Here is a 10,595-nt window from a genome sequence, read left to right as displayed (position 1 = left end):
GAGCCCTGCCTCCTTGAGCTGTTTCACGTAGTCGGGGTCCTGCGCGAGCCGGATACCGTTCGTCGCGACCTGCACCTGGGACATCCCGAGTTCTTTGGCCTTCCGGATGAGTTCAGGCAGATCGTCGCGCATCGTCGGCTCTCCGCCCGAGAACTGGACGGCAGGAGCGGGAACAGGCTTTTCCTCGCGCAGCATCCGCAGCATCCCGACGATCTGGTCGAAGGTCGGTTCGTAGACATAGCCGCATGCCCGGGCGTTTGCAAAGCAGAAGTCGCAGTTGAGGTTGCAACGGTTCGTCAGGTCGATATTTGCGAGCAGCGTCGTCGACCGGTGGTTCTCGCAGACACCGCAGTCGTTCGGGCATCCTGCCGGGGAACCGGTCTTCTGTGGGTTCGAGACTCCATCTCCGATGCGTTCGAAATCTTCAAATCTCCGGTACATCTCCGCATCGGACCAGTAAAGGCCCCGGTAAACACCATGCTCCGGGCAGGTGCGGACCAGCCAGACCTTCCCCTCTTCCTCAACGATATCGGCATCGAGCACGCGACCGCATGTTGGGCAGAGGCTCTTCGTCTTTTTCATCAGCATTCTCTCACCGTGCCCACCTATTCATTCCATCTCATATTTCGACACTTTAATCTTTATATTTACTGATTGTACTGAATATTGACAGTTATCAATTCAGACATCGGCTACTGGATCGTCTCCGGGCTTGCGGCACTCTGGATCATGCTTCCGGCATACGTGCCGAACTCAGCGGCCGCACTCTTCGGCGGCGGGAGACCCATCGATCTCGGGCGGGCGTTCTCCGACGGAAGAAGGATCTTCGGCGACGGAAAGACGTACCGGGGGTTCTTCGGGGGTGTCCTCTCGGGGGTGCTGGTAGGTCTCATCGAGATCTGGGCGGCTACCACGTTCAGTCTGGGTGTTCTTCCCCGGCAGACGTTCCTCTCCGTCACGCTCCTCGCAACCGGCGCGCTTCTCGGCGATCTCGCCAAGAGTTTCCTGAAGCGGAGGTTGGGTAAGGAACGGGGAGAATCCTGGTTCCTGGCCGACCAGTACGACCTGGTCGTCGGTTCGTTTCTGCTGCTCCTCATCTTCGACCCCCAGTGGTTGTCCTGGAACATCACCCTGCCCATCGCAGTCTGGATCATCGTCATGACACCCCTCCTGCACCGGGTGGTGAACATTATCGGTTATTACATAGGAGTTAAAGAGGTACCATGGTGAACCCAATCGCGACACTGTTGCTTGAGTGCGGGGCCATCGAGTTCGGGGAGTTTGTCCTCGCCTCGGGAGCCCGGAGTTCTTACTACATCGACATAAAAGCTGCGACAACGAACCCTGCCATCCTCAGAGAGATCGGAGCAGCCATTGCCGAAGGCTGGGAGTTCGAGATGGTCGCCGGAGTGGCGGTCGGCGCCGTACCGATCGCCGTCGCCGTCTCGCTCGCGAGCGGCCGGCCATACGCGATCGTCAGGAAAGAGGAGAAGGCTCACGGCAAAGCCGGGACGATCATCGGCAATGTTGCCGGGAAGAGCGTGCTACTGGTCGAGGATGTAACCACATCCGGGGGAAGCGCCCTCTACGGTCTTGATGCCCTTCGTGCCGCGGGCGCGCACGTCGACCGGGTAGTGACCGTCGTCGACCGGGAGGCGGGCGCTCGCGAGGCGCTTGCAGAAAAAGGCGCGTCTCTTCTTGCACTTGTGCGGGTCAGCGAACTGCTGGACGGATAAACATTTTTGAAGAGCGGGCATATATGATGGATATGAAAGTACTCGTTGTAGGCGGTGGTGGCAGGGAGCATGCGATCACCAGGGCGCTTTCCTGCAACAGTGACACGAAGATCTTTTCTGTCATGGCACGCAAGAATCCGGGAATTGCCCGGGTCGCGGAGCGGGTGCTCCTCGAAAAAGAGACCAATATCGAGAGAATAATACCATTCGCCACCAGTTGCGGAGTCGATGCTGCGGTCATCGGGCCGGAGGCCCCCCTTGAGGCAGGCATCGTCGACCGCCTCCTTGAGGCGGGGATACCGTCTCTCGGGCCGACGCGTGCCGCGGCCCGGATAGAGACGGACAAGGCGTTCTGCCGCCGGCTGATGGAGCGGCACAGGATCGCGGGGTGCCCGGAGTACCGGGTCTGCCATGACCCGGAGGAGGCGCGGCGGTTCATCGAATCCTACGACGGCGATCTCGCGATCAAACCGATCGGGCTCACCGGCGGGAAGGGCGTACGGATCATGGGCGAGCACGTCGATGTGGCAGGAGCGGTCGAGTACGCCCGGGAGATCGGAGGGGACGTCGTCCTGGAAGAGCGGCTTATCGGGGAGGAGTTCACCCTCCAGGCGTTCGTCGACGGCGAGCACCTGGTGCCCATGCCGCTCGTGCAGGATCATAAGCGTGCCTACGAAGGGGATGTGGGGCCGAACACCGGCGGCATGGGCTCGTACTCCCTGGGGGATCACATGCTCCCCTTCGTCTCCCGCGAGGACTACGAGAAGGCCCTCCGGATCATGGAAGAGACGGTCGCGGCCATGCGAGCCGAGGGGACGCCCTATCGGGGGGTTCTCTACGGTCAGTTCATGAACACCCGCGACGGCCCGAAGGTCATCGAGTTCAACGCCCGCTTCGGCGACCCCGAGGCCATGAACGTTCTCTCGCTCCTGGAGTCGGACTTCGCCGCGATCGTCGGCCACATCATCGAGGGCGACCTTGCGCCGTCGCACGTCCGGTTCGCGAAGAAGGCGACGGTCTGCAAGTACCTTGTCCCCGAGGGCTACCCGGAGGCGCCGAGGGCTCACGAACCGCTCACCCTCGGCGACTACGGCGACGCCCTGCTGTATTACGCAAGCGTCGAGGAGCGGAACGGGACGCTCCATACCCTGACGTCGCGGGCGCTCGCGTTCGTCGGGAAGGGCGAGACGCTCGCGGAGGCCGAAGCGATAGCCGAGAAGGCGGCATCTTCCGTATCGGGAAGCGTCTTTCACCGCAGGGACATCGGCACACCTGAGATCCTCGAAAAGCGGTGCCGTCACATGAGGGAGATTGCATGAAGAAGGATTTTCTCACGCTCCTCGATCTCGACGAATGCGAACTCGAAAGCATCGTCGCCGACGCGGTGCGCCTGAAGCGGCTGAAGTCTGCAGGAACCGCGCATGAATACCTGAGGGGGAAGAGCCTCGGGATGATCTTCGAGAAGGCGTCCACCCGGACCCGGGTCTCGTTCGAGGTGGGGATGTCCGATCTCGGCGGCCACGCGCTCTTCCTGAATCCCCAGGATATGCAGCTCGGACGGGGCGAGGAGGTCCGGGACACGGCACGGGTGCTTGCCCGCTACGTCGATGCGGTGATGATCCGCGCCTACAGTCACGCCACCATCGAGGAGTTCGCCCGCTACGCGAATGTTCCGGTCGTCAACGGCCTTTCCGACCGCCTGCACCCCTGCCAGGTTCTGGCCGACATCATGACCTTGAGCGAACGGTTCGGTGACCTCCACGGCCTGAAACTCGCGTGGGTCGGGGACGGCAACAACGTCTGCAACTCGTGGATCCTCTCCTCCGTCCTGACCGGGATGGAGGTTGCGGTTGCGAGCCCCCCGCGCTACCGGCCGAAGGACGAGATCGTCGACCAGGCACGGGCGATGGGAGGAAAGGTCACCGTCGTCAAAGACCCATATGAAGCGGTCAGGGACGCGGACGTCCTCTACACCGATATCTGGGTCTCCATGGGCGACGAACAGGAGCGTGCCGAGCGGCTGCAGGCGCTCAAGGGCTACACGATAGACTCCCGCCTCCTTGCACAGGCATCCCCCGACGCTCTCGTGATGCACTGCCTCCCCGCCCACCGGGGCGAGGAGATCACCGACGAGGTGATGGAAGGGCCGCAGAGCATCGTCTGGGACCAGGCCGAGAACCGGCTCCACGCGCAGAAGGCGCTGCTGGTGCGGCTGCTCGCGGGCGGAACGACGTCGGTTGATTGAAACATCTCTGCAACCGTTCCACCCGGGTTCGACGGGTGAGAACGGTTATGGGCTCGTTCCGGCCGGGGGACCATAGGGTCCCCTGACGGTGGGAGCCCGTCCAAGGATTTTTAGGGAGTTGTGCAACTCGCACCTTGTAGTAATCTAGTTCCATTTCTGACGCATCGTTGTGGCTCGAAACCAGATAACGCCTCAAACTCGAATATACGGCCCTAACCGTGAGAAATCCCGGGACACTGGACCGTGGGGATATCGCCACGCACTGCCCCCGCCCCTCGGGGCGGGGGAGGAGGCCGGAGGCCGGGCGGGGTGGGGTGGGGGTTAGCGGTGTCCTCGAACCAGGTAGAGACAGGGGAGGGGGGCTGCACCCCCCTCCCCGTCGGCCCCTCCCCCTGTGGCGATATCCCCACGAAATCCGTGCATAGGGGTAAGCGGTCTCCCAAGAACGAGATGTGAGTGTGACTGGCCGAAGGTGCAGCGTTCCTGAGCGCGACTGCGGGAACGGTGCGACGGACAATGTCCGGAGTTTGAGAAATAGTTAGGCTTCGAGCAGGAGTGTGAGCACCGTTAGGTGCGCAGTTCCCTGGAGAGCTGCGTATGGGGGAATAGGCAACGCTCTAGTACGAGTAAAGCCCTTAAAAATCCCTGGACGAGATTTTGCCACCAGGAAGGCCCCGGAACGCCCCGAAGAGTCCCGGTATGACAAACACTCCTCCAACCACCGCCCGGTCTTCCCGAGCAGCACTCATACCTCGCCCCGGAAATCCCTGGCGCACAAACAAAAAAAATGGCCTTTGTTGAAATCCTCTCCCGGAGTACGAATCATCTCCGGATTATCCATACTTCCCCGACTCACGCGAAGCCGCGAAGTCGCGAAGGAGACTGTCAATACCCATCCAGACTTCGCGTTCTTCGCGCCTCTCACCTACGGTGCTCCAACTCCGCCCCGCAGGAGCGTCGTTCTTCGCGTGAGACCACATCATCGACCTATACCGGTAACCGAGTGTTATCCAGAGGTTGTGGAAAGCATTTCAACAGGGCCAAAAAAGGTAGTTATTCCGCCACGAACTCTTTGAGCCGTGCGAAAAGGTATTCCTGCACCTCTTCGACGACCTCTCGTTTGCCGCGGAACGCAATCAGTTCCCGTGCGTCTCCATCCATGTTCGCGAACGACAGTCTCTGCTGCCGGCGCACCACCTCGACGTCGAACTTCTCGGCAACGTCGTAGATCATCTTCCGCGGCACACCGGGGGGAACGAGCATATCGTAGAGTTCTTCTTCAGCCATGGTTCACCAGGTCCTACTTTCCTATTTTGATCCGGCGAGACATAATACATGGCCCTCCCCGCACGCCGCCGAGCGGTGCCTTCGGTTTCCCGAGCGAGTTCATGCACCTGCCCATCAGTGCCGCTCCCCGGGCAAGACCGTCGTCCACGAAGACCAGGTGGTCGTTCGGGACGTCGTAGAGGTTCCGTTCGGCGACGCCCTCGATGATGTACTCGGGCTTCCTCCCGGAGATCGCCGCCCGCCCGGTGAACCCGATCGACGAGTTCGGCGGAACCATCCCTCTCTCGACGGCGATGTCGATGAGCCGGAGCGCCATCCTCGCGCAGACCCGGTCGACGACCTCGGTCAGTACGCCCATGCCGTGTTTCTCGTGGATCTCGCGCCCGATCTCCTCAAGAGCCGGTGTCGCGCTCCCGTTGACGCCGCAGTCGCACCCGATGAGGGCGACTCCCGACCTGTCGGCCACGTCGGCGCAGACCGGAACCCGCCCGAACCTCGTCCGGTCGGGCGGGACGATACGGATATCGATGTGCTCGTGGCAGCGGTCGACGTAACTGTCGACGACGGAACGCTTCCTGCCCCCGAACGCGCCCTTGATGCTATGGTCGCCGAAGAGGTCGAGGGCGGTCCCCGTTCGGTCTTTGACGAGCCCGGTGCCCCGGACGATCGCATCCGGTATGGCGCCCGCGAGCCCGCAGAAGTTCCCGGTCGTCTGGGCGAACGGGTTCGGGTCATCGCGTGCGACATCGCTCGTGATCCGGCCGTCGAGCGTCGTCCCGAAGTCGATGGATATGCAGGGGTTTCGGAAGTCGACCGCCGTCCACTTGGCGCCCTCCTTGATCCCCGCCATCGCGAGTTCGCCTTCCATCTCGTTTGCCACCATCTCGACGCCGGTACACCCGACCGGCGGCACGACGCCGGCCACCGCACCGACGAAGACCACCTTGTCGGCAAACGAGAACTGCCGGAGTTTCGGCGGGAGGTTGTCGATCGACATCGGCGGGGTCATCTTCCGCGGGGGGACGCCGGCCTCGAGGCAGCCGTTTGCAAGAGCAATGATGAAGTCCCCGACCTGATCGGGGGAGTCCATCGCCGCCACGACGCCGGTGCTCCGGACGACGAAGTCCAGGTCGTCCTTGATGCTCAGGTGAGCCTCCTTGTGGCACTGGATCAGGGTGTCGCGCACCAGTTCCGTAACCGACTCCCGCGTCAGTTTCGTACCGTCCAGGGTCGCCCCGAAGACCGTCTCGCCGGGTTTCGGGGGCCGGACGTCGCGGCTCATGGTCACGGTCTTGTTGATGACGTACGACCTGCCCGTCTCAAGATTCGTGCCGGTCAGGATGCACTTGGTCGTGGTGTTGCCCATCTCAACAGACGCCACGATGAAATAGGGCTTCACCCGGTACTCGGGAACACACGCACCCGCTCCGTGGGAGATCGCCGGCGGAGGCGGGCTTTCGACGATATGCGGTGTAGGTTTGAAAAAGCGCTCCAAAAAGCGGGCACACATAGTAGTCGTTTCCCCGTCTCCCATTTTATACCTTTCCATGATTCCATACGGCTCCGGGGCCCGGATAGGGAGGAAATTCCCGGGAAAACTCTGCTTCCGGTTTCGGGGACCTCACTTCGGGTTCTCCCACAGGATCCGGTGATTCGGGCGATGGTTGACGCCCCGGCTCGAAGCCATGAGGTCGGAGAGGCACGGTCGTTGCCGTGCAGGAAGAGGGCGTGAGAAGCCGCCCGGCTTCAGGTACCCGCACCGGCGGGAGCGCGTCCTGCCGCCGCCACGGAGTATCGCCGAACGGCCGGCATCTCCGGTTCCGGCAGAGCGCTTATATATCGATAACACGGATAACCACATTAGCGGGCAGGCTGCGGCGCTCCGTCGCACCCGTTTCGCCCGGAAAAGAGGTGAACCGTATGGTTGCGCTTTCAGGCGAGATTAAGGAGATATTTACAAAGACAAAAGTGATGCCGATGGCCACCGCGTCGAAGGACGGTGTTCCGAACGTGGCGCCGATGGCATCGATCCAGCTCGTCGGCGACGACACCGTCTGGATCATGGACAATTACATGGTAAAGACGCTTGAAAACCTCAAAGAGAACCCTATCACAGCGCTCTACTTCTACGACCAGGAGACCAAGCGCTGCTTCCAGGTGAAGGGCGCAACAGAGATCAAGACGTCCGGCCCCGATTACGAGAAGTTCCGCGACCAGGTGAGGACAAAGAGCCACAAGTACCCGGCGAAATCGCTCATCGTCATCAAGATCACCGACGTCTTCGAGTGCACGCCGGGAAAAGAAGCCGGGAAGAAGGTGCTCTAAGCACCCCTTCAACACTTCTTGAGGTTTTTAAGCAGGCGTGCCTGCAGACCGAAGTAATTCGAGAACCCGACGGCGTGGTTCTGGTCGATCGTCTTCGAATCGAAGGAGACAAGGTCGTCTGAGTAGAGCGCTTCGTCCGAGCTCCGGCCGAGTACCCTCACGCTGCTCTTGTAGAGGCCGACGTCCACCGTCCCGTTCGCCCGCTCCTGTGTCTTGTCGATGAATGCGTTGAGCGCGTAGAAGAGCGGTTCGTGCACGAGCCCCATGTAGGCGAGCTCCGACCACCTGTCGTCGACGATACGCTTGAACGCAAGCTCCGAACGGGTCAGGACGAGGCGTTCGAGATCGCTGTGCGCGGCGAGGAGGACGGTCGCGGCCGGGTGCTCGTAGATCTCACGGGCCTTCAGGCCGAGGATCCGGTCTTCGACCATATCGTTGCGGCCGACACCATTCTTTCCGGCGATCCTGTTCAACTCGCGGATCAGGGCAAGACCGGACAGTTTCTTCCCGTTGAGAGCGACCGGAACCCCCTGCTCGAACTCGATACCGATCTCTTCCATCTCGTCGGGAGCTTCCTTCGGCGAGACCGTCCAGGCATAGATATCCTCGGGCGGGTGGAAGGCAGGATCCTCGAGTTTGCCGCCCTCGATGCTCCGGCTCCAGCAGTTCTCGTCGATGCTGTAGGGCTTGTCCTTCGCCACCGTCACCGGGATATTGTGATCCTGTGCGTAGCAGATCTCCCACTCGCGGGTCAGGTTCATCTCCCGCATCGGCGCAACGATATCGTAGCCGGCGGACCTGAAGATGAAGTCGAACCGGAGCTGATCGTTTCCTTTGCCGGTGCACCCGTGTGCGATCCTTGAAGCGCCTTCCTGCTCTGCAATCTTCACGATCTCCTCGGCGATCAGCGGGCGGGCAAGCGCCGTGCCCATCGGGTAACCTTCATATGACCCGTTCGCCTTGATCGAGGGGAAGATGCAGTCCGCCACAAACTTCTCCTTCGCATCGATGGTGTAGTGGTTGTCTGCAAGCATCCGACCCTTCTCGGTTGCCCGGGCGATCTCCTCCTCGGGCTGGCCTACGTCGACGGCAACGGTGATGATCTCGTCAAACCCGTAGTGCTCGCGCAGGAGGGGGATACAGATGGAGGTGTCGAGACCTCCTGAAAATGCTAGGACGACTTTTCCCTTTTCCATGGTATAGATCTCCGCGTTCCTGGTTCCCTGCCTAACGGCAGATTGAAGTAATCTACATTGATATGACCTTTCACCCAATAAAAGAAATGGTATGGACGGACGCACCGGCATAAATCCCATCCATTTCCTCGATTTTCCAGGTGCAACCGGATCGGGTGCAGAGGTCTGGGGGACGCTCTCGAGGCGATCACACACCCCCGATGCCCATCTGCGCGGCCGGGTCACCGGGGAGCCGGAGATCGGGATGCCGGGATCCGAAAGAGCGAGCGTTATAGAAGGAATTATCGGCAAAATCCGGATAAAATGCGAGATTACCGGCACGACTGCGGCCCACCCTCAAAACCACCGCAAAGTGGCGGAAAAATAAAAATTGGGCGGATTTCTGCTCATTTCACGAAACCCGAAATTATAAGGCAGATAACAGAGAAATCGTGAAGCTGGAGGGTTCCGTCATTTTTGAGAAGAGACCCATTGAGGATACAACATCACCACAACCAATAATCAGCGTCAGGAACCTGACCAAGGTATTCGGGCAGAACCCGGAAACGGCACTGGAACTCCACAGGAGAGGCCGCTCGAAACAGGAGATCTACGAGGAGACCGGTTCGACGCTGGCCCTCACCAACGTCTCGTTCGATGTCATGCCGGGTGAGACATTCGTGCTGATGGGGCTCTCCGGGAGCGGAAAATCGACGCTCCTGCGCTGCATCAACCGGCTCATCGAACCAACCGACGGCGAGATACTGATCGACGGCGAGGACATCGTCGGCATGGGCCTGGACGAACTCCGGACGACCCGGCGGCGCAAACTCGGGATGATCTTCCAGAGTTTCGCTCTTCTTCCCCACCGGACGATCCTCGACAACGTTGCTTTCGGCCTCGAGATCCAGGGCGTTCCGGTGGAAGAACGGCACAAAAAAGCCGAAGAGGTCCTCCAGATGGTGGGGCTCGGAGGCTACGGGGGAAGCATGCCCGGCGAGTTCTCCGGCGGCATGAAGCAGCGGGTCGGGCTTGCCCGGGCACTCACGAGCGACCCCGACGTCCTCCTGATGGACGAGGCGTTCAGTGCCCTCGATCCCCTGATCCGCAGGGACATGCAGGACGAACTGCTGGATCTCCAGCAACGGCTGGCCAAGACGATCATCTTCGTCACCCACGACCTCGACGAGGCCCTGAAACTCGGCGACCGGATCGCCCTGATGAAGGACGGCGCTATCGTGCAGATCGGCACGCCGGAGGAGATCCTGACGAACCCCGAGAACGCCTACGTCGAGAAGTTCGTCGCCGACGTCGACCTCACGAGGGTTCTCTCGGCAAGCGACGTGATGCGCCGCCCCGAGCCGGTCGCCCAGTGCACCGCGGGGCCGAGGGTTGCCCTGCACCTCATGGAAGAGCACGACATCCCGGGGATATTCGTGGTCACGCGCCAGCGCCTGCTCCGTGGGCGGGTGACGCTCGACGACGCCGCCCTGGCGGTCAAGAAGGGCGGGCAGATCGCCGACATCCTTATCACCGACATTCCCGTCGTGGCTCCCGCTGCATCGCTCTCCGACATCATCTCGATGATCGTCAAGAGCCCCTACCCTGTGGCGGTGGTGGACGATACCGGCAGGCTCAGGGGCGTCATATCACGCGGCGCCATACTCGCCGCCCTGGCACGAAAGGGGGAGGATATCAATGCAACTGCCTAAACTCCCCGTGGGGGACGCCATCGAGGCGGTCGTTCGCTGGATCGAGCAGTACTTCGGCTGGCTGCTCGACGGCATCAGCGAAGGGCTCGGGTTCCTCATCGGCGGGCTGCAGGAT

General features: G+C 61.3%; 10 protein-coding genes. 6 read left to right on the top strand and 4 right to left on the bottom strand.

Going from position 1 to position 10,595, the window contains the following annotated elements; all coding sequences use genetic code 11:
• On the bottom strand, positions 1-588 hold a 588-nt coding region (locus L21_RS05735; RefSeq protein WP_143727218.1), incomplete at its 3' end, for a radical SAM protein.
• Positions 589-729: 141 nt separating this feature from the next.
• Between L21_RS05735 and L21_RS05730 the strand changes: the two genes are divergently transcribed.
• From L21_RS05730 to argF, 4 genes are read left to right on the top strand one after another with little or no spacing between them, the layout of a single operon-like run.
• A complete protein-coding gene (locus L21_RS05730) occupies positions 730-1,230 on the top strand; it encodes a CDP-2,3-bis-(O-geranylgeranyl)-sn-glycerol synthase (RefSeq protein WP_256712455.1) in 501 nt (166 codons plus the stop codon).
• The gene (pyrE, locus tag L21_RS05725) at positions 1,224-1,736 is read left to right on the top strand and encodes an orotate phosphoribosyltransferase (RefSeq protein ID WP_074369541.1); all 513 of its coding nucleotides are present in this window, start codon (positions 1,224-1,226) and stop codon (positions 1,734-1,736) included. The genes L21_RS05730 and pyrE overlap by 7 nt, the downstream gene beginning before the upstream one ends.
• Before the next feature lie 26 nt (positions 1,737-1,762).
• Positions 1,763-3,055 (top strand): phosphoribosylamine--glycine ligase, encoded by a 1,293-nt coding sequence (gene purD, locus L21_RS05720; RefSeq protein WP_074369540.1) that lies wholly within the window; start codon positions 1,763-1,765, stop codon positions 3,053-3,055.
• Positions 3,052-3,981 (top strand): ornithine carbamoyltransferase, encoded by a 930-nt coding sequence (gene argF / locus L21_RS05715; protein WP_074369539.1) that lies wholly within the window; start codon positions 3,052-3,054, stop codon positions 3,979-3,981. Before purD ends, argF begins: the two co-directional genes overlap by 4 nt.
• Before the next feature lie 1,053 nt (positions 3,982-5,034).
• Here the strand turns inward: argF and L21_RS05710 are convergent.
• Together L21_RS05710 and L21_RS05705 are read right to left on the bottom strand one after the other, a co-directional pair.
• On the bottom strand, positions 5,035-5,268 hold the full coding sequence (locus L21_RS05710) for a hypothetical protein (RefSeq protein WP_074369538.1): 234 nt from the start codon (positions 5,266-5,268) through the stop codon (positions 5,035-5,037).
• Between the two features lie 13 nt (positions 5,269-5,281).
• Positions 5,282-6,778: a methanogenesis marker 14 protein gene (locus tag L21_RS05705; protein WP_074369537.1), complete on the bottom strand. Its 1,497-nt coding sequence runs from the start codon at positions 6,776-6,778 to the stop codon at positions 5,282-5,284.
• Between the two features lie 410 nt (positions 6,779-7,188).
• Here L21_RS05705 and L21_RS05700 point away from each other — a divergent pair, with 410 nt between their 5' ends.
• Positions 7,189-7,593, top strand: a complete 405-nt coding sequence (locus L21_RS05700) for a pyridoxamine 5'-phosphate oxidase family protein (protein WP_074369536.1) — start codon at positions 7,189-7,191, stop codon at positions 7,591-7,593.
• Positions 7,594-7,601: 8 nt separating this feature from the next.
• Here L21_RS05700 and L21_RS05695 read toward each other — a convergent pair whose 3' ends face one another.
• Positions 7,602-8,789 carry an argininosuccinate synthase gene (locus L21_RS05695; RefSeq protein ID WP_074369535.1) on the bottom strand — a complete coding sequence of 396 codons (1,188 nt, stop codon included), beginning with the start codon at positions 8,787-8,789 and terminating at the stop codon, positions 7,602-7,604.
• A 431-nt stretch (positions 8,790-9,220) separates the two neighbouring features.
• On the opposite strand from L21_RS05695, the gene L21_RS05685 reads away from it, so the two are divergent.
• Positions 9,221-10,480 (top strand): quaternary amine ABC transporter ATP-binding protein, encoded by a 1,260-nt coding sequence (locus L21_RS05685; RefSeq protein ID WP_083608817.1) that lies wholly within the window; start codon positions 9,221-9,223, stop codon positions 10,478-10,480.
• Positions 10,481-10,595 lie beyond the last annotated feature (115 nt).

The sequence above is a fragment of the Methanoculleus chikugoensis genome (assembly GCF_900095385.1).
GTDB lineage: Archaea > Halobacteriota > Methanomicrobia > Methanomicrobiales > Methanoculleaceae > Methanoculleus > Methanoculleus chikugoensis_A.
The sequence above is the reverse complement of the archived record's forward strand: the minus strand, read 5'-3'. Positions and strand labels throughout refer to the sequence as shown.

What these genes read in the sequence shown, in the direction of transcription:
- L21_RS05700 (WP_074369536.1), top strand. Translation starts at nt 7,189, where the DNA reads ATGGTTGCGCTTTCAGGCGAGATTAAGGAGATATTTACAAAGACAAAA.
- L21_RS05705 (WP_074369537.1), bottom strand. Translation starts at nt 6,778, where the DNA reads ATGTGTGCCCGCTTTTTGGAGCGCTTTTTCAAACCTACACCGCATATC.
- pyrE (WP_074369541.1), top strand. Translation starts at nt 1,224, where the DNA reads ATGGTGAACCCAATCGCGACACTGTTGCTTGAGTGCGGGGCCATCGAG.
- L21_RS05695 (WP_074369535.1), bottom strand. Translation starts at nt 8,789, where the DNA reads ATGGAAAAGGGAAAAGTCGTCCTAGCATTTTCAGGAGGTCTCGACACC.
- argF (WP_074369539.1), top strand. Translation starts at nt 3,052, where the DNA reads ATGAAGAAGGATTTTCTCACGCTCCTCGATCTCGACGAATGCGAACTC.
- L21_RS05710 (WP_074369538.1), bottom strand. Translation starts at nt 5,268, where the DNA reads ATGGCTGAAGAAGAACTCTACGATATGCTCGTTCCCCCCGGTGTGCCG.
- purD (WP_074369540.1), top strand. Translation starts at nt 1,763, where the DNA reads ATGGATATGAAAGTACTCGTTGTAGGCGGTGGTGGCAGGGAGCATGCG.
- L21_RS05730 (WP_256712455.1), top strand. Translation starts at nt 730, where the DNA reads ATGCTTCCGGCATACGTGCCGAACTCAGCGGCCGCACTCTTCGGCGGC.